Genomic DNA, 21,451 nt, shown 5'->3' with positions numbered 1-21,451 from the left:
CCTAGTGGGCCACGGCCGCTGCAGCGGCTTCGTCGATGAGGCGACCGGTCCGGAACCGGTCGATGGTGAAAGGCGCGTTGATCGGGTGCGGCTCGTCCTTGGCAATCGTATGCGCGAAGACATGGCCGGATCCGGGCGTCGCCTTGAAGCCGCCAGTGCCCCAGCCGCAGTTGACGTAGAGCCCCTGAACCGGGGTTTTTGACAGGATGGGCGAACGGTCAGGCGTCGTGTCGACAATGCCACCCCAGTTGCGAAGCATGCGCATGCGCCGGAAATGCGGGAAAAGTTCGCAGATCGCGTCGATTGTGTGGTTGGTGATGTGAATGCCGCCAGCCTGCGAATAGGACACGAACTGGTCAGTGCCCGCACCGATCACAAGCTCACCCTTGTCGGACTGCGAAATGTAAGCATGGATCGTGTTTGACATGACCACGCACGGGAAGGCGGGTTTCACGGGTTCGGAGACCAGTGCCTGCAGGGGGAAGGATTCCAGCGGCAGACGGACGCCGGCCATGTCCATGACGACAGACGTGTGACCGGCCGCGACGACACCGACCTTCTTGGCCTTGATGAAACCTTTGACCGTTTCCACACCCTCGACGGCCCCATTCTGGCCGCGGCGAATGCCGGTGACGGCGCAGTTCTGGATAATGTCGACACCCAGGGCATCAGCACCACGGGCATAGCCCCAGGCGACAGCATCGTGACGGGCAGTGCCGCCGACGCGCTGCAAGGCTGCGCCCATGACCGGATAACGGATGTTCTTTGAAATGTTCAGAGGCGGGCAATATTCCTTTGCCTCTTCCGGTGTCAGCCACTCATTCTGAACGCCTGCCAGACGGTTGGCGTGAATATGGCGTTGTGCCACCTGAACGTCGTGAACAGTGTGCGCAAGCATCATCACGCCACGTGCAGAATACATGACGTTGTAGTTCAGTTCCTGGGACAGGTTCTGCCACAAGCCCATTGCGTGATTGTAGAGCCCGGCGCTTTCTTCCCAGAGATAGTTGGAGCGCACGATGGTCGTATTGCGACCAGTGTTGCCGCCGCCGAGCCAACCTTTTTCGATGACCGCGACGTTGCGGATGCCGTGTTCCTTGGCAAGGTAATAGGCAGTTGCCAGACCGTGCCCGCCGGCGCCGACAATCACGACGTCATATTCGGCCTTGGGTTCCGGAGCGCGCCACTGGCGGCCCCAGTTCTGGTGCGCGGAAAAGGCGTTTTTCGCCAGTTCCAGAAAGGAATATCGCTTCATGAAGCAGCGGCTCCGCACGTTGCCGGCAAGCAAATCGGATAAATCCGCTCGGCCGGCCGTCAGGGTCAATACGCAATTGAACGACGACTTTAGCGACACGGCCGGAGTCTCGTCCATTGGGAGGCATATTCGCGATTGGGGTCGAGGTTGCGTATAAGGTTTCAGTCGCATGCTTGTCTGAATGCGACATGGGTGTCTTACGGCCTGCGATGAATTGTGCCAGACTAACCAAACCCTCGGAGAAACAATGGATTTCAGCGCTTCCTGCAAGGTGTCAGGCGGGCTAGATTGCATCGAATAGCGCAATCCCGACAGCGGATGCCGCATCGGTTCTTGCATTTGCAGATATGGACGTTAACTCTCCCCGGGAAACACACATCAGGAGATCCTTCATGGAAGTTCGCGCCGCTGTGGCCGTTGGGGCCGGAAAACCGCTTGAAGTCACCACTGTAAGGCTTGAAGGCCCGCGCGCTTTTGAAGTGCTGGTGGAAATCAAGGCAACCGGCATCTGCCATACCGATGAATTCACCCTGTCGGGTGCGGATCCGGAAGGTCTGTTTCCCGCGATTCTGGGTCACGAAGGGGCAGGTGTCGTTGTCGAGGTTGGCCCGGGTGTGACTACCCTGAAGCCGGGCGACCATGTCATTCCGCTCTACACGCCGGAATGCCGGACCTGCGAATACTGCCTCAATCCGAAAACAAACCTCTGCCAGTCGATCCGCGCTACACAGGGGCAGGGCCTGATGCCGGACGGCTCGTCCCGATTCTCGACCCTCGATGGTGACCCGATTCTGCACTACATGGGCACATCGACGTTCTCGAACTACACGGTTGTACCGGAAATCGCCCTGGCGAAGATCCGTCCGGACGCGCCGTTCGACAAGGTCTGCTACATCGGCTGTGGTGTAACGACCGGTATCGGTGCGGTGATCAATACCGCAAAGGTGGAAATCGGTTCGCGTGCGATTGTCTTCGGCCTCGGCGGCATCGGTCTGAACGTTCTCCAGGGCCTGCGTCTTGCCGGTGCCGACCAGATTGTCGGCGTTGACCTGAACCCGGAAAAGAAAGAGATGGCCGAGCGTTTCGGCATGACCGATTTCGTCAATCCGAGTGAAGTAGACGGCGACCTTGTTCCGTATCTGGTGAACCTCACCAAAGGTGGGGCCGACTATACCTTCGATGCGACGGGCAACGTGAATGTCATGCGTACGGCGCTGGAATCAGCTCACAAGGGCTGGGGCGAGAGCATCATCATCGGTGTTGCTCCGGCTGGCGCGGAGATCTCGACCCGTCCGTTCCAGCTTGTGACCGGCCGCGTCTGGAAAGGAACCGCATTTGGTGGCGCGCGTGGCCGCACGGACGTTCCGAAGATCGTTGACTGGTACATGGACGGCAAGATCGAGATCGATCCGATGATCACCCACACGATGCCTCTCGAAGACATCAACAAGGGGTTCGATCTGATGCACTCCGGTGAATCGATCCGCTCGGTGGTGGTTTACTGATCGAACGTCAGGCGTAACCCGCCGACATATTGCCAAGGCGTCGTCCCTGCGAAAGCGGGGACGCGCATGCTGCGTCTCTCCGGTCTGGCAAGGCAAGGCCGGAGAAGTCCTTTTGGATAGGCGGCTATTCAGAGATTGGAATTGACTGACAATGAAAACCCTTTCCGAAAACAAGTCCTTTGGCGGCACCCAAGGTGTCTATAGCCACATGTCGGAAGCCTGTGGTTGTGAAATGACTTTTGCGGTCTACATTCCGCCGCAGGCCAAGGACGGCCCCGTGCCATGTCTTTGGTATTTGTCGGGTCTGACCTGTACCCATGAAAACGCCATGACCAAAGCCGGGCTGCAGGCCCATGCAGCAGAGTTTGGTATTGCCGTCGTCTTTCCGGACACCAGCCCGCGCGGCGAGGGCATTGCCAACGATGAGGCTTATGATCTGGGGCAAGGGGCGGGCTTCTATGTCAACGCGACAGAGATTCCATGGGCGCCGCATTTCCAGATGGAGACCTACATTGCCAGCGAATTGCGCGATCTGGTGACCGAGAACTTCCCAGTTTCCGTGCATCACGGCATCACCGGGCATTCCATGGGCGGGCACGGTGCGTTGACGCTGGCAATGAAATATCCCGGGCACTACCAGTCGTTGTCAGCCTTTGCGCCGATCGCAAACCCCACGGATTCCGACTGGGGCCGCAAACAGCTTGGGGCCTATCTCGGAGCTGATGAGACACTCTGGACAGCGCATGACGCGACGGTTCTGGTCAAGGAAAAGGGCTGGGCCGGTGATGTTCTGATTGATCAGGGTGCAGGCGACCAATTCTACGAACTGCTCAAACCCGCTGCGCTCATCGATGCATTGACCGAAACGAAGACGGCTCACACCTACCGCTTGCAGGCAGGCTACGACCATTCCTATTATTTCGTGTCAACGTTCGCGCGCGACCACGTTGCCTGGCATGCCGAGCGACTGAAGGGATAATCTACCACTTTCGGGCTTGGTTCTTTTCGCTCAAGGCCTTCGCGTAGGCGCTTTGGGCGAATTTTCTGGGCAATCTCAATTCGCCCAACATGTACCATTCTTCGATGTGTTCGAGCACGATCGGCTCGAACACATCGTTCATGGCCCTAACTGTTTCCCGTAAATCATAGCCGGTGGTTTCTTCAGGTCTTTCCAGCGGCGGAAGAAGGACCATCCTGAAACGGGCCGGTCCCAGTCGCACAAGATATGTCGGGATAATTGTGCCGCCGCAGGAATTGGCGATCTTCACTGCGACGATCGCATTTCCTTTTTTCGGCAATGGTCGACCGAAACTGGGCAGATGGACCTGCTTGTCGCGAACCTCGTCCACGAAAATGGTCATGGAATACTGCCCGTTGTTCATCAACCGGTGCAGCCGATACGCGCTTCTTTGCCCCGGTGGGAAAAGATACTGGTTTCGCTCCTTGCGGATGGCATGAACAATGCGGTTCTTGAACCGGTTTGGTTCCGGTTGAAATGGACCGATGCTCGGTCCGGCAAGACCCTCGTGAATCGCCACGAAAAGTGCTTCCCAGGTGCCAAGATGCATGGATGTGAAGATCACTGGTGCGCCTTTGGCCTGCGCCGCTTTCAGATGTTCCAGTCCTTCAACTTCAATACGAGCACTTTTCCATAACTTGTTGACGATGCAGAACTCGGACATCGTCCGGCCGATGTTGTGCCACCATCGATTCAGTCCCGCTTTCTGGCCCGTGTCGGTGCTCCAGCGGTTCACGGTCAGCGTTTCAAAATTACGGCTGATGCGCTGCGGAAACAGTTTGTCTCGATATGACCAGCGCATTACGGGCACGAGCAGATTGCCGAAAGCCGATGCGAATGCCGGTGGGCACAGTTTCAGCGAATGATGAAAAAGGATGTTCAGCACACCGTCTTTGACATGAACGAACCAGTAAAGCCTAGCTGTCTCTCTCTCTGCCTCCTGCTGAGAAAAGAGGTCCCGCAGACGAGGAGCGGCGGGCTCTTCTGCAAGAGTTTCAGCGAAGGGAATATCTTCCAGCCGCGTCTGTTTGGTCATGTATGGCGCGGATGCAGCGTCATTGGCAGGTTTTCACCAGGACGCAAGGTCAACCGCGCTACCGGCTGGACGTCCGTGCCGTCTTTCAGCTTCAGCTCGAAATCCTGGGCGAGAATGGCCAGGCTGAGAATTGCTTCCGTCATGCCGAATTGCAGTCCAGCGCAAATGCGCGGGCCGATGCTGAACGGGACATACCCGTATTTATTGGGTTTCTTCGATTTCGGATTGAGAAAACGGCCGGGATCAAAAACGTCCGGTTTCGACCACAGCACCGGATTGCGATGCATAAGCCACGGCACCACCATGACCAGCGAACCTTTTGGCACTGACTTGCCGCCGATGCTTGTGTCCGCCATTGCCTCTCGCGCAAGGATCGGGACCGGCGGATACAGCCGCAAGGTTTCCTCAATGACAGCCTTGGTGTAGGGCAGGTTGGGAACGTCCTGGAATGTCGGTGACCGGCCGGCAAGGACCGTGTCGAGTTCGGCCTGCAATTTAGCCCTGCTCTCGTCGCATTGGGACAGCAGGAACCAGGCCCAGGCCAGTGTGTTGGCGGTTGTTTCATGGCCGGCCATGAAAATCACGGCAGCTTCGCTGATGATTGCCTCACGGCTCAATGGTTCGCCGTTCTCGTCTCGCGCTTCCAGCAAACCGCCAATGACGGATGCTTCGCCTTTTTCCTTCTGCGCTTCGTAGTTGGCGATGATCTTGTCGAGCACCGTCATGATGCGCTCGACAGGTTTCTTGATCGCACGGCCACGAAAACGTGGCAGCCATTCGGGCAGTCCGAAGAGGGAGAGGATGTCGACCTGGTCGATATGGCGCTGATAATCCGAAAAACCCTGAACGACTTCGGCAGCATGATCCTTGCCCAGCTGGCGCCCAAAAATGGTCCGGCAAATGATCTCTGCTGTCAGGTGTGCCATATCGGCGAGCGCATCGACCTCAGCGCCTTCGCCCTGCGATGCCCAGTCGGCTCGCTGTTCCTCAATGGTTTCGATCATGATCGGCGCGAATCCTTTGACCCGCGAGCCGTGGATGATCGGTGCTACCACCTTGCGTCGTTTCGCCCAGGTTTCGGTATCACTGATAAAAAGACCGTCGCCGAGCAGAGGCTGCAAGGCATGACGCATTTGCGGGCTCTTGCGCTGCAAGACCTCGTGATTGGTCTGAAACGCTTCACGAACCACGTCTGGTCGATTGCAGATCACCAGTTCCCGAGTGAAGATCTTTTTGCTTCTGAGGCGGCTTTGAAAATCATCAACGCCCCAAATGGATAGAAAATTGCGCTTGGCCATGCCGATCAGGCTCCAGACCGGCGGCATCTTTTCATAACGGAACGGGTAGGGCGGCACGAAGTCTTCGGCCTTGGTGGCTGTCGGTTCGGCCTTTTGGGTGTCGCCTGAAATTTGTGCGGAAACAGTCACTAAAAATAATCCGAATTGGTTCTGGTTTTACCGGAATAACCTGTCAGATGGCTTTTAGTCACTTGGGCTGAACACGTAAAGCACAGAGCGCGAGCATCAGCCATCCGAGGATCACCGTCATGCCTCCGATTGGCGCCGACATCGGAAACAGGCGCCTTTCCAGAAAGGCCCGCATCAACAGGTCACCACAGAACAGGGACAGTCCTGCGGCAAGGAATATCAAAACGACGGGAAGGAGCGGCACTCTCCGCAATTGGGCGAGAAGGCCGATGCCCAGGAACACAGGCGCGTGAAACAGAAGCATTTGTGCAGCGGTTTCGATCAGGCTTGACGCGCTGGCGTGCGCGGACAATGCCAGACTTACGACGCCGGCTGCACCTGAGACACCGGCCATGGCCATGCCCGTTCTGAGAAGAGGAGCGGTCGGGGTCGCCTGAGGCTGCATGTGGGTCATCCGGTTGTCCTGGAAACGTTTGACCCGCCGACGCAAGCCGGCAGGCCTTGAGAAGAGGTCGGATCAGGCAGCAAAGCCGCGCTTTTCGAGAAGTGCATCGATCCTTGGTGCACGCCCCCGGAATGAGAGATACGCGGCTTCCGGGTCCTGCCGGCCACCGGCTGAGTAGATGTAGGTCAACAGTTTTCCAGCCGTTTCCGGGTCAAAAACGTTGCCCTTCTCTTCAAATGCCTCAAACGCATCCGCATCCATCACTTCCGACCACATGTAGCTGTAATACCCGGCCGCGTAGCCGTCGCCCGAAAAGATATGCTGGAAATGCGGGATACGGTGACGCATGGTGATGGCCTGCGGCATGCCGATCTTGCCGAGTTCTTCCTTTTCGAAGGCTGCAACATCTAGTTCTGACGGATCTTCCAATTGATGGAGTTCGAGATCGATCAGTGCGGAAGCCGTATACTCGACCGTCGCAAATCCCTGATTGAAATTGGCGGCGGCAAGCAGCTTGTCGAGAAGTGCCTCGGGCATCGGTTCGCCGGTCTTGTAGTGAACGGCGTATTTTGAAAGCACTTCGGGTTGCGACAACCAGTGCTCATACAGCTGAGAGGGCAACTCGACGAAGTCACGCGAGACGCTTGTGCCCGAGATCATGGGGTAGGTCACATTCGAAAGAAGGCCGTGCAGGCCATGGCCAAACTCGTGGAACAGGGTCCGGGCATCATCGAACGTCAGCAGCGTGGCCTCACCCCTGGCACCCTTGGAGAAATTCATCACATTGACGATGATTGGCGTTACGTCGCCTTCCAGCCTGTGCTGCGACCGGAAAGCACTCATCCAGGCACCGGATCTTTTTGACGACCGTGCGAAATAGTCTCCCAGAAAGAGACCGACGTGATTGCCATCCTTGCCGAGAACTTCAAACACCCGGACATCCGGATGGTAGACCGGCATGTCCTTGAGTTCTTTGAAAGTAAGCCCGAAGAGACGTGTTGCCGTGTCAAAGGCAGCCTGGATGATGTTTTCGAGCTGCAGGTAAGGCTTCAGCTCCGTTTCATCCAGATCGTGTTCGGCCTTGCGGACCTTTTCGGAATAAAAGCGCCAGTCCCATGCCTCGATAGAATGGTTCTCGCCGGCATTGCGCGCCATGTCCGCCAGCTTGGCTTCTTCTTCCCGCGCCTGAGCGACCGCCGGTTCCCAGACCTTCACAAGCAGGCCTCTGACGTTGTCGGGCGTCTTGGCCATCGTGTCGTCGAGCTTGAACTCCGCAAAGTTCTTGAAACCGAGCATCCGGGCTTTCTCGTCCCGCAGTTTAAGGGTTTCGCTAATGATTGCCCGGTTGTCCGTCTGGCCGCCGTTTTCTCCCCGGGCAGACCATGCCTTGAAGGCTTCTTCACGCAAGCGCCGGTTCGTGGAAAATTGAAGGAAAGGCTCGATCGAGGAACGGGAAAGCGTGATGACGTGCTTACCGTCCAACCCTCGTTCGTTTGCAGCTTCCGCAGCCGACGTCAGCAGGAAGTCAGGCAGGCCGGCACGGTCTTCCTCGGTTTCCAGAACAAGCTGATAGTCCGACTCATCCTTGAGTACATTCTGGGAAAAGCTGGTGCCGAGGGTGGCAAGTCTTTGCGAAATGTCAGCCATCCGCGCCTTGCCGGCATCGTCGAGGCCTGCACCGGCCCGCTGGAACATTTTCTGATACCGTTCCAGGACGCGCGCGTCCTCGGAATTGAGATCAAGGGAATCCCTTTGATCCCACAACGCAGCAATCCGGCCGTAAAGCCTGGAATTCAGCAGCATTTCCGAGGAATGTTTGGCAAGCTTCGGCGCGACATCTCGCTCGATCTTTTGCAGGGCCTCATTGGTATGGGCACCGGTCAGGTTGAAAAACGTCCTTGCAACCTTTGTCAGCGTCTTTCCTGACGTCTCCAGGGCAACAATCGTGTTTTCAAAAGTCGGCGCCACCTCCTGATCGGCAATCCTGTCAGTGTCGGCCTTGGCTTCTGCCATGGCGGCGTCGAATGCTTCCTCGAAATGCTCGGGAGCGATCGTCTCGAAGGGAGGCAGGTCGAACGGCGTGGTCCAGTCGGAAAGAAGCGGATTGACGGTCATTTGTGCCTCGGAAGGTATCTTAAAGGATGTCAGCGACATATGGCGCAGATTGGGATCGGTTCCAAGCACTCTGCGGCTAAATAGCGGCTTGAAGCCGGTCAGGTCGCAGAACGCGATAGGGCAACCTGTGTGTCTGTTCGGCGGGTAGGGAAGGCAGAGGCACTCGCTTGCCTCAGGATGCTTTCTATCGGTCTTTCGATGTCATTGGCATCAATTGGAGGCCGCTTACCACATCGAGGTCTTGGCACGCTCCGGCCATTCGCGGTCATAGGTTTCACCATCGAAACTTGCCTTGATTTCCTTCATGATTTCACCTGGTGACGGCAAGTCGCCCTTGCCGATGCTGCTCTTGGTTTCCCAGAGGCCGGCACGCATGACGGCGCGCGCACATTGGAAGTAGACCGAGCCGATCGTGATCACGATCACCGAACGAGGCAGATGGCCTTCTTTTTCGAAGCTGGCAATAAGGTCCTGCTCGACGGAAAGTACTGCCTTGCCGTTGATCCTCAAAACGTTGTTCCAGCCGGGAATCATGAACATGAGCGAGACACGCGGGTCGCGCACAATATTGCGCAGTGAGTCGATCCTGTTGTTGCCCCGCCGGTCGGGCATCAGCAGCGTCTGATCATCCTTTATCCTGACAACCATGCCGTCGTCGCCGCGCGGAGAGCAGTCGAGCCCTTCTGGTCCACAGGTTGCAAGTGTGCAGAAGTTGGAAGCCTCGACAATCCTGCGATACGCAGGGCTCAAATAATCGATTTCCTTGATCAAGGACGCTTCTCCGGCAGTGCCGTAGTGTGCGTGAAGGTCCTCAAGGGAAGTGAGGATGCTCATTGAATTGATTCCGGGCAGGTGTACGGGGACGAAGGCGAGGGCCGCAGCTTATCCGCCCGGATCCGACTCCGTCAATTTCGCTGCAGGCGCCCTTTGAGCTCCGCGTGATCTTGCACTTTGGTCTAACGCTTTGAAATTTCGGATTTTTGAACTCTTACGTCAAGGTAACTTCGCGTTGCGGTATAGGTGAGAAGTAAGTGGCTGAAAATCAAAAAGAAACAAAATGACGCAATGCAATAAAAATCGCGAAGAAATTCGAAGATTAGCCGTGATTACTTCGAAAGTATAATGAGTTGGTGAGGGTGAGCGATCCGATAGTCGTATTGCTGTTTTGCAGATGATTTTTTTACAGTCGTTGCAGCTTGCAGTTTTGGTGCGGAGGAGCCGGGATCCCGGACGGGGAACAAGCCGGAATTGCTTGCAGCTGTACAGCTATTGCAGGCGTGCCCGAGGTGGGTACGCGACGCCTTTCTGGGAGGAAAGTATGAGCTTAATTCGTAAACCCCTCAATCGTCGTTCCATTTTGCGCGCTGGCGCATTGGGCGGTGCCGCACTGGCAACGCCGACCATTTTCACCAGCCGCGCATGGTCTGCCGGTTATCTCAACGAACCGACAGGCGCTGAAGTCGTTCTGGGCTTCAACGTTCCGCAGACCGGCGCATATGCCGACGAAGGGGCAGACGAACTGCGTGCCTATCAGCTTGCCGTCAAGCACCTGAACGGTGAAGGCGATGGCGGTCTGTTGAACACCTTCTCGTCCAAGGAACTCAAGGGCAACGGCGTCAACGGCAAGAAGGTCGCCTTCGTGACCGGTGACACGCAGACCAAGTCCGACGCGGCCCGTGCATCCGCAAAGCGCATGATCGAAAAAGACGGCGCTATCATGATTACCGGCGGTTCGTCCTCCGGTGTGGCGATCGCCGTGCAGTCGCTCTGCCAGGAAGCGGGCGTCATCTTCATGGCAGGTCTGACCCACTCCAACGACACCACCGGCAAGGACAAGCGCAAGAACGGTTTCCGTCACTTCTTCAACACCGAAATGTCCGGCGCTGCACTGGCTCCGGTTCTGAAGAACAACTACGGCACCGACCGCAAGGCCTACCACCTGACCGCCGACTACACCTGGGGCTGGTCTCAGGAAGAATCCATCAAGAAGTACACCGAAGGCATGGGCTGGGAGACGACAGCTGCCGTTCGCACTCCGCTTGGCGCTGGTGACTTCTCGCAGTACATCACGCCGGTTCTGAACTCCGGTGCTGACGTTCTGGTCCTGAACCACTACGGCAAGGACATGGTGAACTCCCTGACCCAGGCCGTTCAGTTCGGTCTGCGCGACAAGCAGGTCAACGGCAAGGACTTCGCGATCGTTGTTCCGCTGTATTCTCGCCTGATGGCACAGGGTGCCGGTGAAAACGTTAAGGGCATCTTCGGGTCCACCAACTGGCACTGGTCGCTGCAGGACGAAGGCTCCAAGGCTTTCGTGAAGTCCTTCGGCCAGGAATACGGCTTCCCGCCGAGCCAGGCTGCGCACACCTGTTACGTCCAGACACTGCTTTATGCAGATGCCGCACAGCGGGCAGGCACGTTCGATCCTTGCGCAATTGCCGCAGCTCTCGAAGGCTTCGAATTCGACGGCATGGGCAACGGTCCGACCCTCTATCGCGCAGAAGACCACCAGTGCTTCAAGGACGTTCTGGTCGTGAAGGGTAAAGAAAACCCGAGCTCCCAGTTCGACCTTCTCGAAGTGGTGGAAGTCACTCCGCGTTCGCAGGTCGAATACCCGGCAGACTTGCTGGGTGGCGAACTCGGCGCGTGCAACAACGGCGCATAAGCTCTTGAACGTCGGCAGCCGCCGGAGGATCTCCGCCGGCGGCTGCTGCTTATCAGGACGCAAGTGACGCAGCAAATAGCGGCAAGACCATGGATGTGATTATTCTTCAACTGCTGAACGGGTTGGACAAGGGCGGAGCCTACGCGCTGATCGCCTTGGGGCTGACCCTGATTTTCGGGACCCTTGGGGTCGTCAACTTCGCGCATGGCGCCTTGTTCATGCTTGGTGCGTTCTGCGCGGTTTCGTTCAACAAGCTTCTCAGCCTGGAGATCGTGACGACGGACCCGACCAAGACGACGGCCTGGGGAACGCCTCTCGAGATCCGTACACCCTATATCGAGGCCTACTTCGGAGACTTTGGTAACTGGGTTCTCAATTATTCAGTACCGGTTTCCATCCTGCTTGCCATCCCCGTCATGCTGCTGTTCGGCTTCATCATGGAACGTGGCCTGATCAAGCATTTCTACAACCGGGCGCACGCCGATCAGATTTTGGTCACGTTCGGCCTCGCTATCGTTCTTCAGGAAATCATCAAGTCGATCTTCGGCGCAAACCCGATCCCGCAAACCGCTCCGGATGCAGTGCGCGGCGCAGCCGATATCGGCGCAGCGCTCGGGATGGATCCTGGCGTGATCGTCTATCCGTACTGGCGCATGGTCTACCTTGCTTTCGCAGGCGCCATCATCGCAGCCGTCTTCGCCTTCCTGCAATTCACCACCTTCGGCATGGTTGTTCGGGCCGGGATGGCAGACCGTCATACGGTCGGGCTGCTGGGCATCAACATCGAGCGCCGTTTCACCATCGTTTTCGCGATCGCCGCAGTGGTCGCTGGTCTTGCCGGGGTCATGTACACGCCGATCCTGCCACCCGACTATCACATGGGCATGGACTTCCTCGTGCTCAGCTTCGTCGTGGTGGTTGTTGGCGGCATGGGGTCGCTGCCTGGAGCCGTCGCGGCAGGTTTCCTGCTCGGCATCCTGCAGTCCTTCGCATCGATGAATGAAATCAAGGCCATTCTTCCAGGCATCGACCAGATCATCATCTATCTCGTTGCTGTGGTCATCCTTCTCGTGCGTCCGCGCGGGCTGATGGGCCGCAAGGGCGTCATGGAGAACTAAAAAAATGTCTACAAAAACTTCTCCTGCACGCGACTACATCTTCTTCGCGATCTTTGCCGTCGCGGTGCTTACGATGCCGATCTGGCTTGAACCGATTGGTGCCGGTTATCCTGACCTTCTGCAGAAGTTTGCAATCTTTGGTCTCTTTGCGACCGGTTTCAACATTCTGTTCGGTCTGACTGGATACCTGTCATTCGGACACGCCGCCTTTCTGGGGGTCGGTTCCTACACCGCGGTCTGGACGTTCAAGCTGCTTGGCATGAACCCGATCCCTGCCGCGATCATGGCAATCATCGCGTCCGGTATCTTCGCGCTTGCCATCGGCTACGTTTCGCTGCGCCGGTCGGGTATCTATTTCTCGATCCTGACGCTCGCTTTCGCTCAGATGTCCTATAACCTGGCCTATTCTGTTCTGACGCCGATCACCAACGGGGAGACCGGCTTGCGTGTTCTGCGCAGCGACCCGCGTCTGTTCGATGGCAACGGCGGTGCGGATGGACCCTTGATCGCAAACCTGTTCGGCATTGAAATGACCGGGTGGGGCGGGTTCTACTTCTGTGCGGTCATCCTTCTGATCGGCTTCTTCGTTGCACAGCGGATCTTCCGGTCGCCTTTCGGCATCATGCTGCGCGCCGTCAAGACCAACCAGAACCGTATGACCTACACCGGTCTCAACCCGCGTCCCTACACACTGGCGGCGTTCGTGATCTCGGGCATGTATGCAGGTCTGGCAGGTGCTTTGATGTGCATCACCGATCCGCTGGCAGGTGCTGAGCGCATGCAATGGACTGCATCTGGAGAGGTCGTTCTCATGACCATTCTCGGCGGCGCAGGTACCTTGCTCGGCCCGATCTTCGGTGCGGCGCTGATCAAGTATTTCGAGAACATCTTCTCCGCCTTCAACGAGCAGACCCTGCACGAGATTTTCGGCTTCCTTCCGGACTTTATCGAAGGCCCCGTCATCTCCGTTGCCGGCCTGTTCGTCGGTGAAGGCTGGCATCTTACGCTCGGTGTTCTCTTCATGCTGATCGTTATCTTCCTGCCTGGTGGCATCATGGAAGGCGTGTCCCGGATCGGTAAGCTGTTCAAGCGGTCGTCCGGCAAGTCCGAACCGAACCGTGCAACTGCCCCTGCAGAGTAAGGAACAAGAATATGGAAATCCTACGTGTAGAGGGCGTCAACAAGTCGTTCGGCGGTCTGAGAGCCCTCAACAATGTCAACTTCTCGGTGGAGCAGGGCACTGTTCACGCGATCATCGGGCCGAACGGAGCGGGCAAGTCGACCTTCCTGAACTGCATGATCGGCCGGTTGATCCCGGATACCGGCACGGTGAAGTTCGGTGATATCTCGCTCACAGGCATGAAGCCCTACGAGATAAACCAGGTCGGCGTTTCTCGGGTGTTCCAGACCCCTGAAATCTTCGCAGAACTCACCCTGCTGGAAAACGTCATCATCCCTACAATGGCAAAGCGCGACGGCCAGTTCTCATTGCGTCCGTTCAAGCGGCTCGATAGGGATGCAGAAATCCAGGACAAGGCACTTCACATGCTGGAGGACGTCGGCCTGGCGGAGAAAAAAGACGTTATCTCCGGTTCCCTGTCACGTGGTGACAAGCGCCGGCTCGAGCTGGCCATGTGCCTCTCGCAGGATCCGAAGCTGCTGCTTCTCGATGAACCGACCGCGGGCATGTCCCGCGCCGATACCAACAACACGATCGATCTTCTGAAACGGATTGCCGGACGCGGAATCACCAAGGTGGTCATCGAACATGACATGCATGTCGTGTTCTCGCTTGCCGACAAGGTCACCGTTCTCGCTCAGGGAACGATCATCGCGGAAGGCAAGCCCGAAGAGATCAAGGGCGACCCGCGCGTACAGGAAGCTTATCTCGGAGGAGCGCATCTGTGACCCTACTTGACGATCAGTTCAGCGGCCGGTCCGCTCCCAGCGTCCCGCCGCGCAAATCTCAGGGCGGCGCCCCCGCATTTTTCTCGGCGTGGGACCTGCATGCCTATTACGGCGAAAGCTATATCGTTCAGGGTGTCAGTTTTGACATTCGTGAGGGCGAGATCCTGGCACTTCTGGGCCGCAATGGTGCAGGCAAGACATCGACGTTGCGGGCAATCGCCCGGATGGAGGATCCGCAGCTGAAACATGGTGAGGTGTGGCTCGATCACAAGCCGCTTCACACCATGAAGAGCTTTCAGGCAGCCCGCCAGGGCGTCGGCCTCGTTCCGGAAGACAGACGCATCATTCCGGGACTGACGGTTCAGGAGAACCTGGAGCTTTCGCAGATTGCCGAGCCGGTCGGATGGTCGATCGAGCGTATCTACGAGCATTTCCCAAGGTTGGCCGAACGACGGTCGCAGGACGCCATCACCATGTCCGGCGGCGAACAGCAGATGCTGGCTGTTGCACGTATCCTCGCGCGCGACATCAAGCTGCTGTTGCTGGACGAGCCCTATGAAGGCCTGGCACCGGTGATCGTTCAGGAGATCGAGCGCATCCTCGAAGGCGTGAAGGATCTCGGCATCACGACCATCATTGTTGAACAGAACGCAATCGCGGCGCTTCACCTTGCCGACAGGGCGGTCATTCTGGACATGGGAGAGGTCGTGTTCGACGGATCGGCACAGGATGTCCTCGACAATCCGCAATTGCGTCAGGAATATCTGGCGATCTGACCCTGCGGACATTTCAGAAGCTGAAGGCCGGTGCCAAGCACCGGCCTTTTTTGTCTGCCGGCATTGGTTGAAGGCGGCGGCGGCGGCCTATAGTCTGTCCAGACTGTTTTCATTTTTTATCGGGTTTCTTTGTGACCAGCCTCAAATCGGAATTGCCGAGCCTCACGGGATTTGCGGTCTTTGCCGCCTTCACTTTCGCGGGCGATGCCTTGAAGCCGGAAACGATCGGGATTGTCCCGTCGCTGTTGCTGCTGGCGGTCATATTCGTCACGGTTATGTGGTGCGCCTTTTCGGTCGTCCGGCACGCGGAATGCCTGGCAACCCTGCTTGGCGAACCCTTCGGTACCTTGATCCTGACCCTTGCTGTCATCGGGATCGAAGTTGCGTTGATTGTTGCGATCATGCTGTCGGGCGATGCTATTCCGACGATGGCACGCAACACGATGTTCTCGGTCGTGATGATTGTCCTGAACGGGCTGGTTGGCCTGTGTCTTCTGGCAGGCGGCCTGCGCCACAAGAACCAGACCTATAATCTGCAAGGCGCGAATGCGTTCCTATCGGTGCTTGTGCCTCTGGCAATCTTTGCACTCGTGTTGCCGCGCATCACCCATTCGGCTCCAGGCGGAGAGCTGTCTCCGCTACAGTCGGCGTTCGATGTCGTTATGTGCCTGCTGCTGTATGGCGTGTTTCTGGCGATCCAGACGGTAACGCACAGTGATATCTTTCGTCAGCCCGATGACGACGGCCATGACGACGGGCATCATGGTGTGGTCGTCCGGTCGATGCCGTTTCACATCATTGGCCTGTTCGGGGCACTTCTTCCGATCATTCTCCTGTCGAAGAAACTCGCGCTCTATGTGGAATTCGGTATCGAGGGGCTGGGAGCACCGCTGGCCTTGAGCGGGTTCATTGTTGCGGCACTTGTGCTGATGCCCGAGGGGCTCAGCGCTCTGCAGGCCGCACGTGATAACAAGCTTCAGCGCGCTGTAAATATCTGCCTTGGCTCTGCGGTGGCGACCATTGGTCTGACCGTGCCGGCCGTTCTTCTCGTAAGTTGGGTGACGGGACTTAAGATTGAGCTTGGCCTGGAACCTGCTGACATCATCATGCTCGTGCTGACCCTGTTCATAAGCCTGTTGACGTTCGGTAGCAGGGCGACGAACTATCTCCAGGGCGCAGTTCACCTGGCACTGTTCGCCGCCTATGTAATGATGATCTTCGACTTGTCCTGAAAATTACGCTCTCCTGGAGTTTTTCGTCCGAGCAAATGCTTGGACTGCTCCGGGGAATATGATTTGTATCAATAAAAGTTAACACTTAACAGATTGGCTCAACATGCTGCTTTTGACCGAAGACCAGACCCGCGATGCATTGCCATATCCTGATCTGATAGACGCTCTGGCAAAGATGTTCCGGTCTGGCTGCGTGATGCCAACCCGCCACCATCATGACATGGAAATACCCGGTGAGCCCGATGCGACTGTGCTGCTGATGCCGGCCTGGGTGCCGGGCGGATATGCGGGCGTGAAGGTGGTCAATGTGGTTCCTGGCAATTCGGAACGCAATCTTCCCGCAATTTCTGCGCAATACCTTTTGTCGGATGCACGAACCGGAGAGATGCTCGCGCTTATCGACGGTGGCGAATTGACTGCCAGGCGCACCGCAGCGGCCTCCGCACTTGCGGCCAGCTACCTGGCTCGCTCCGACGCGCGACACCTGCTGGTACTCGGCACCGGGCGCCTTGCTCCCAATCTGATCGCCGCGCATATGGCCGTTCGTTCCATTGACGAAGTCACCATCTGGGGGCGGTCCAGGGAAAAGACGGAAGAAGTCGTGCGCTCGCTTGCCGACCAGTTTCCGGTGAAACTGAAGTCAGCAACAAGTTTGAAGGAAGCGCTTGGGGAAGCGGATATCGTCAGCGCCGCAACACTCTCTTCCGAGCCCTTGATCAAGGGGGCATTGTTGAAGCCGGGAACGCATGTGGATCTTGTGGGGGCCTTCAAGCCCAGCATGCGCGAGAGTGATGACGATCTTGTCAAGCGGGCAGAGATCTTCGTGGACACCCGCGACGGGTGCCTTTCCGAAGGTGGAGATATCGTTCAGCCGATCAAGGCCGGGGTATTGTCGCCGGGCGAAATCAAGGCTGATCTGTATGAGCTTTGCCGGGGCGACCATCCTGGCCGGCAGAGTGAAGAAGCCATCACCATGTTCAAGTCGGTTGGGGCGGCGCTGGAAGACCTTGCCGGCGCCATTCTTGCCTACCAGTCAGTCGAGCATTGATTGGAAACGAACAGGGCGGGGCGGTTTGCCGCCTCAGCCCAATTCGAACGTTGTGATGCCGTAGAGCTGGTCTAAAGGCAGATCGGGTGCCATGCCGCGATACATGCGGAAGGTTTCGAATTCCGGTGACAGTTCGTATTTTTCCGCCATCAGCAATGCCGCCGCATTGGGTTCGGGTGTGTCGAGGATAATGGTCTGCCCTTTGACCTGTCCGGCAAGTGTGCGGAACAAGGTATCGGCAATTTCCGGCTCATCCGCGAAAAGGGGCCCGATCTTGTAGCCTTCATGGCACTGGCGGATAATCCCGTAGCCCCTGACATGACCATCTTCGACAAAGGCAAAGCCGCGCCGCGTTTCCAGCATGGGGGCGGCCCAGGTCTGCAGAAATTGCGTGCGTTCAGCCGGAAAGAAGCGCCGGTCATAATCACGGATGCCGGGAAAAAGCCCATGACCAAGTGGTGCAAGGCGCGGGTCCATGGGCGTATCGCACATTGAGATGCCGGCATGCCGGATGTTTCGGTAGACTGATTTGAACCCGTGCTGGGCATAACTCGCAGTCTGCTCATTTACCGCATCCAGACCGATGACCCGAGACCCCAGATATGCCATCGCGTGGTCCCAGATCCGGTGGCCGTATCCCATTGTCCGGAATTCGCGCTTGCAGATATAGAGCCCAATGAAGCCGAACGTATCGCCGTAGCGGACTGCCGAAATAACGTTGATCAGCTTTCCGTCTATTTCGCCAGCAAAATACCCGTTCGGATCAGCTGTAAAGAATGCTGGGCCGTCTTCGATCCCGGGGTTCCAACCTTCCTCCATCGCCAATTCGAGTGGGACGTAAATCTCACTTTCCTTCAGCTGGCGAATCCTGAACGCGTCTGTCATCTGACCTCCCGAGCATTTGCAGGCTTTTGCAGCAGCGTAGGATGACTCGAAATGAAAAGAAACACTTGCCTGAGGCCACGTTCCCCCGGCTTTGCCTGAACAGCTGACGGTTGCTGATGTCGTCTCCCTTGCGTCGGACCCACAAGTGTGCATCACTTTCCCTTAGGGTATTTGATCGACGGGGGCGCCGGACGCTTTGGAGCCGGAAGTGCCTCCGTGTGAGTTCCATCACAGACAGGCGGCAGCTCTAGCGCGATAGTTACACGCGGATTTAAGCGCTGAGGACGTTATGCAGAATCGGGATTATCGACCTCTTGCCACACGAGTTGGCAAATCTATGACCTCCACCAAGCCTGTTGGCCGGTTGAGGAAAGCTGTCAGGATGGGCCTTCTGAGCCTGCCGGTGGGGGCCGCTCTTGCTTTGCCTTCCGCCCAGGCGATGGCACAGACCGAGGACGGGCGCAGGGTTGCGCTGGTCATCGGCAACCAGGAATACCAGTATGTGACCCCGCTGGAAAATCCCGTTACGGACACGACGGAAATCGCCAGGATCCTTCGGGAGGCCGATTTTGATGTGACGATCGGCACGGACCTCAACAAGAAGGATCTGGAGCAGGTCGTACGCCGGTTTCTGAGGGAACTGAATGACGGCGACACGGCGCTGTTCTACTATTCCGGTCATGCGCTTCAGGTAGGCGAATCCAATTTCATTCTTCCTGTCGACGCCAAACTGTCCTCTCAATACGACTTGGAATTCGAAAGCCTCAAGGTGTCCCATCTGCTGGACTACATGAAGGCCGCTTCCAGCCTGCAGATCGTCATGCTTGACGCTTGCCGGGACAACCCGTTCGAAATCGCAAGCCTGTTTTGGGGCGAGGAAGAATATTCGCTCGGAAAGACCAGAGGGCTGCGCCGGATTCCGAACAAGCTCGGCACATTTATCTCCTATGCCACGCGTCCTGGTCAGGTTGCCTACGACGGCAAGGGGCCGATGAGCCCGTTCACCTCTTCTGTGGTCGAAAATGCTCTTGATCCGGCGCTCGAGATCAAGGACCTGATGACCAAGGTTCGCGATGACGTGGTTCGCAAGACCGGCGGCCAGCAGATCCCATATGAGGATTCAACGCTCGTCACCAGCTTCTATTTCGTACCGCCCAAACCGGCTCCGATCGTGACTGCCCATCACAGGGTCAGTGTATCTGCATCGGCTGAATCTGTTCCGATCAGCATCCCCGAGCCGGTTCAGCCGGAAGGTGGAACGCTGAAGGCGAAGCTCACCTTGCTACCCGAAAAAGGTACCTTGAAGCTGCCCGGAGGACGGGCTGTTGCCGAAGGGGACGTGATAGATGCGGCGGAGCTTGCCAGTCTCGAGTTCTTTCCGGAAGGCTCCCAACCCGGCGACGTGGAACTGATCTCCTACGAGGTAGAGGATCAATGGGGTGGTTCTGCATCCGCGATCGCCTCAATTACGGTCGCGCAGGCCGAAGCGCCGGTGCAAAACGAGCAGGTGGAAGAAAACCGCACGAAGCGGCTTCAAGCACTCCTGGAATGGCTGGGCAACGCTGCCTCAAAGGGAGCGGTCGAAGCTGATATCGGCACCGGCCCCGTAAACGTCTATCCGGATGCGCCCGTCGAGGATCTGCCGGCAACAAGCGATTGGCTGAAGGTCGTCTCTGTCGATACGGACCTGCAGCTTGCTTCCGACAACCGATTGCTGCAGGCCGGCGACCGTTTTCCTGTTTCTGCTCTCGCGACGTTGACCGTCCGTCCGCAGATCGGCAGCGAAAGCGAAGCGCGGAAGTTTGCTCTGGAACTGCCGGCTGTCGAAGGAACGCCCGCCAGAACCATCACGCAGATTGTTCAACCCCGTGTAACGCAATGCGATCGCCTGGCGACCCAGCCTTTCGATTTGCAGGCGGTTACGGAAGGACGGCTCGCCAACGATCTTGATGCGGCGGCTGTGGATACGGCCTGCGCCGAAGCGATGGCTGCCTACCCGGAGATCGGCCGGTTCGTCTTCCAGCGCGGCCGTGGAGCATTTGCCGCCGGTAATCTGCAACAGGCTGTCGGTTACTTTGAACAGGCCTACCAGATGGGACATGTTCGTGCCGGCCAGGTGCTGGGGCGCATGTATTTCCTGGGTGCCGGGATCGATCGTGACCGCGAGAAGGCTGTCGACCTGTACCGCAAGGCTGCGGAGCGGGGAGACGCCTATGCTCTGCATTCGCTTGGTATGGCCGAGATCAAGGGCGAAGGCACGGCCCAGAATGAAAAGGACGGCCTGGACAAACTGCTGCAGTCGGTGGAGGCAGGCCACACGTTCTCGTTCAATGCCATTGGTGGCTTCTACCTGAATGGCCAGCACGTGGAAGAAAACATCGACCGCGCCGTTTATTACTACAACCGCTCGGCATCGCGGAACGACATTTATGGCTACCTGAACATGGGTACGCTGTACCGCGACGGCAAAGGTGTGCCGCAGGACTATGAAGCAGCACTTGGCTGGTTCATGAAAGCACATGAAGGCGGGCACCCGGCCGCAGGCACGGCCATCGGACTGCTTTACTACAATGGCCAGGGTGTTGAGAAAAACGCCGAAGAGGCAACTCGCTGGTTCCGTGAAAGTGCCCAGCGCGGAGATCCCTGGGGCGCATTCAACACCGCGTGGATGCTCGGCCAGCAAGATGGCGATGCCGCAGGCCAGGACCGTGTTCGCATGCTTGCCATGGCTGTGGCTGTTGAACCGTCTTCGCAGGCTGCCGAGCAGGCAAAGACCGCTCTCGGCGATGCGCGGAAAAACCTCAAGGCAAAGGTGTTGCAACAGACCCTGACCGATCTCGGTTTCGATCCAGGACCGGTTGACGGGCAGCCGGGACGGAAAACCCGTGAAGCCCTGGCCGACTTCTTTGAAGCCTCTGGACGGGCGCCTTCCGAAGGCGATGAGGCCCTGATTGCACTGGTAAAGCATCAGTGGGAACAGAACCGTCCCAGATATGATCTGTTTTAATCGTTGAGGGA

Annotated in this window: 17 protein-coding genes; 10 read left to right on the top strand and 7 right to left on the bottom strand. The window is 57.5% G+C overall.

Annotated features, from left to right (window positions below; all coding sequences use genetic code 11):
• Position 1: 1 nt before the first annotated feature.
• Positions 2 to 1,255 carry a sarcosine oxidase subunit beta family protein gene (locus FIV03_RS21795; protein WP_031268788.1) on the bottom strand — a complete coding sequence of 418 codons (1,254 nt, stop codon included), beginning with the start codon at positions 1,253 to 1,255 and terminating at the stop codon, positions 2 to 4.
• A 392-nt stretch (positions 1,256 to 1,647) separates the two neighbouring features.
• Between FIV03_RS21795 and FIV03_RS21790 the strand changes: the two genes are divergently transcribed.
• A complete protein-coding gene (locus FIV03_RS21790) occupies positions 1,648 to 2,760 on the top strand; it encodes an S-(hydroxymethyl)glutathione dehydrogenase/class III alcohol dehydrogenase (protein WP_022999395.1) in 1,113 nt (370 codons plus the stop codon).
• Between the two features lie 151 nt (positions 2,761 to 2,911).
• The gene (gene fghA / locus FIV03_RS21785; RefSeq protein ID WP_152510952.1) at positions 2,912 to 3,739 is read left to right on the top strand and encodes an S-formylglutathione hydrolase; all 828 of its coding nucleotides are present in this window, start codon (positions 2,912 to 2,914) and stop codon (positions 3,737 to 3,739) included.
• 1 nt (position 3,740) lies between these two features.
• Here the strand turns inward: fghA and FIV03_RS21780 are convergent, their stop codons facing one another.
• The 5 genes from FIV03_RS21780 to FIV03_RS21760 all read right to left on the bottom strand — a co-directional run bounded on the left by FIV03_RS21780 (position 3,741) and on the right by FIV03_RS21760 (position 9,635).
• Positions 3,741 to 4,814 carry a lysophospholipid acyltransferase family protein gene (locus tag FIV03_RS21780; protein WP_152510951.1) on the bottom strand — a complete coding sequence of 358 codons (1,074 nt, stop codon included), beginning with the start codon at positions 4,812 to 4,814 and terminating at the stop codon, positions 3,741 to 3,743.
• The gene (locus FIV03_RS21775; RefSeq protein ID WP_152510950.1) at positions 4,811 to 6,241 is read right to left on the bottom strand and encodes a cytochrome P450; all 1,431 of its coding nucleotides are present in this window, start codon (positions 6,239 to 6,241) and stop codon (positions 4,811 to 4,813) included. The genes FIV03_RS21780 and FIV03_RS21775 overlap by 4 nt, the downstream gene beginning before the upstream one ends.
• Before the next feature lie 58 nt (positions 6,242 to 6,299).
• A complete protein-coding gene (locus FIV03_RS21770) occupies positions 6,300 to 6,695 on the bottom strand; it encodes a DUF423 domain-containing protein (RefSeq protein ID WP_353622179.1) in 396 nt (131 codons plus the stop codon).
• Between the two features lie 63 nt (positions 6,696 to 6,758).
• Complete coding sequence (locus tag FIV03_RS21765) at positions 6,759 to 8,801, bottom strand: M3 family metallopeptidase (RefSeq protein WP_173013908.1); 2,043 nt, start codon at positions 8,799 to 8,801, stop codon at positions 6,759 to 6,761.
• A gap of 225 nt (positions 8,802 to 9,026) precedes the next feature.
• Positions 9,027 to 9,635 carry a pyridoxamine 5'-phosphate oxidase family protein gene (locus tag FIV03_RS21760; RefSeq protein ID WP_152510949.1) on the bottom strand — a complete coding sequence of 203 codons (609 nt, stop codon included), beginning with the start codon at positions 9,633 to 9,635 and terminating at the stop codon, positions 9,027 to 9,029.
• Between the two features lie 484 nt (positions 9,636 to 10,119).
• On the opposite strand from FIV03_RS21760, the gene FIV03_RS21755 reads away from it, so the two are divergent.
• The 7 genes from FIV03_RS21755 (at position 10,120) to FIV03_RS21725 (ending at position 17,548) form a co-directional block, all read left to right on the top strand.
• Positions 10,120 to 11,466, top strand: coding sequence for a substrate-binding protein (locus tag FIV03_RS21755; protein ID WP_152510948.1), 1,347 nt, complete (start codon positions 10,120 to 10,122; stop codon positions 11,464 to 11,466).
• Positions 11,467 to 11,555: 89 nt separating this feature from the next.
• On the top strand, positions 11,556 to 12,584 hold the full coding sequence (locus tag FIV03_RS21750; protein WP_152510947.1) for a branched-chain amino acid ABC transporter permease: 1,029 nt from the start codon (positions 11,556 to 11,558) through the stop codon (positions 12,582 to 12,584).
• Between the two features lie 73 nt (positions 12,585 to 12,657).
• Positions 12,658 to 13,725 carry a branched-chain amino acid ABC transporter permease gene (locus FIV03_RS21745; protein ID WP_228932952.1) on the top strand — a complete coding sequence of 356 codons (1,068 nt, stop codon included), beginning with the start codon at positions 12,658 to 12,660 and terminating at the stop codon, positions 13,723 to 13,725.
• Positions 13,726 to 13,736: 11 nt separating this feature from the next.
• Positions 13,737 to 14,492 carry an ABC transporter ATP-binding protein gene (locus FIV03_RS21740; RefSeq protein WP_022999385.1) on the top strand — a complete coding sequence of 252 codons (756 nt, stop codon included), beginning with the start codon at positions 13,737 to 13,739 and terminating at the stop codon, positions 14,490 to 14,492.
• Positions 14,489 to 15,268 (top strand): ABC transporter ATP-binding protein, encoded by a 780-nt coding sequence (locus tag FIV03_RS21735; RefSeq protein WP_152510945.1) that lies wholly within the window; start codon positions 14,489 to 14,491, stop codon positions 15,266 to 15,268. Before FIV03_RS21740 ends, FIV03_RS21735 begins: the two co-directional genes overlap by 4 nt.
• Positions 15,269 to 15,399: 131 nt before the next feature.
• Positions 15,400 to 16,500 carry a calcium:proton antiporter gene (locus FIV03_RS21730; RefSeq protein ID WP_286202218.1) on the top strand — a complete coding sequence of 367 codons (1,101 nt, stop codon included), beginning with the start codon at positions 15,400 to 15,402 and terminating at the stop codon, positions 16,498 to 16,500.
• A gap of 103 nt (positions 16,501 to 16,603) precedes the next feature.
• A complete protein-coding gene (locus FIV03_RS21725; RefSeq protein WP_055653978.1) occupies positions 16,604 to 17,548 on the top strand; it encodes an ornithine cyclodeaminase family protein in 945 nt (314 codons plus the stop codon).
• A gap of 33 nt (positions 17,549 to 17,581) precedes the next feature.
• On the opposite strand, the gene FIV03_RS21720 is transcribed toward FIV03_RS21725, so the two are convergent.
• Positions 17,582 to 18,433 (bottom strand): GNAT family N-acetyltransferase, encoded by an 852-nt coding sequence (locus FIV03_RS21720; protein WP_152510944.1) that lies wholly within the window; start codon positions 18,431 to 18,433, stop codon positions 17,582 to 17,584.
• A gap of 382 nt (positions 18,434 to 18,815) precedes the next feature.
• On the opposite strand from FIV03_RS21720, the gene FIV03_RS21715 reads away from it, so the two are divergent.
• Positions 18,816 to 21,440 carry a caspase family protein gene (locus FIV03_RS21715; RefSeq protein ID WP_173013907.1) on the top strand — a complete coding sequence of 875 codons (2,625 nt, stop codon included), beginning with the start codon at positions 18,816 to 18,818 and terminating at the stop codon, positions 21,438 to 21,440.
• Positions 21,441 to 21,451 lie beyond the last annotated feature (11 nt).

The sequence above is a fragment of the Labrenzia sp. THAF187b genome (assembly GCF_009363375.1).
Lineage (GTDB): Bacteria > Pseudomonadota > Alphaproteobacteria > Rhizobiales > Stappiaceae > Roseibium > Roseibium algicola.
This window is presented reverse-complemented; position numbering and strand designations above follow the sequence as displayed.

Coding starts and splice junctions, on each gene's coding strand:
- FIV03_RS21745 (WP_228932952.1), top strand. CDS start 12,658: ATGCCGATCTGGCTTGAACCGATTGGTGCCGGTTATCCTGACCTTCTG.
- FIV03_RS21755 (WP_152510948.1), top strand. CDS start 10,120: ATGAGCTTAATTCGTAAACCCCTCAATCGTCGTTCCATTTTGCGCGCT.
- fghA (WP_152510952.1), top strand. CDS start 2,912: ATGAAAACCCTTTCCGAAAACAAGTCCTTTGGCGGCACCCAAGGTGTC.
- FIV03_RS21765 (WP_173013908.1), bottom strand. CDS start 8,801: ATGACCGTCAATCCGCTTCTTTCCGACTGGACCACGCCGTTCGACCTG.
- FIV03_RS21795 (WP_031268788.1), bottom strand. CDS start 1,255: ATGAAGCGATATTCCTTTCTGGAACTGGCGAAAAACGCCTTTTCCGCG.
- FIV03_RS21780 (WP_152510951.1), bottom strand. CDS start 4,814: ATGACCAAACAGACGCGGCTGGAAGATATTCCCTTCGCTGAAACTCTT.
- FIV03_RS21790 (WP_022999395.1), top strand. CDS start 1,648: ATGGAAGTTCGCGCCGCTGTGGCCGTTGGGGCCGGAAAACCGCTTGAA.
- FIV03_RS21740 (WP_022999385.1), top strand. CDS start 13,737: ATGGAAATCCTACGTGTAGAGGGCGTCAACAAGTCGTTCGGCGGTCTG.
- FIV03_RS21750 (WP_152510947.1), top strand. CDS start 11,556: ATGGATGTGATTATTCTTCAACTGCTGAACGGGTTGGACAAGGGCGGA.
- FIV03_RS21725 (WP_055653978.1), top strand. CDS start 16,604: ATGCTGCTTTTGACCGAAGACCAGACCCGCGATGCATTGCCATATCCT.
- FIV03_RS21770 (WP_353622179.1), bottom strand. CDS start 6,695: ATGACCCACATGCAGCCTCAGGCGACCCCGACCGCTCCTCTTCTCAGA.
- FIV03_RS21760 (WP_152510949.1), bottom strand. CDS start 9,635: ATGAGCATCCTCACTTCCCTTGAGGACCTTCACGCACACTACGGCACT.
- FIV03_RS21715 (WP_173013907.1), top strand. CDS start 18,816: ATGGGCCTTCTGAGCCTGCCGGTGGGGGCCGCTCTTGCTTTGCCTTCC.
- FIV03_RS21720 (WP_152510944.1), bottom strand. CDS start 18,433: ATGACAGACGCGTTCAGGATTCGCCAGCTGAAGGAAAGTGAGATTTAC.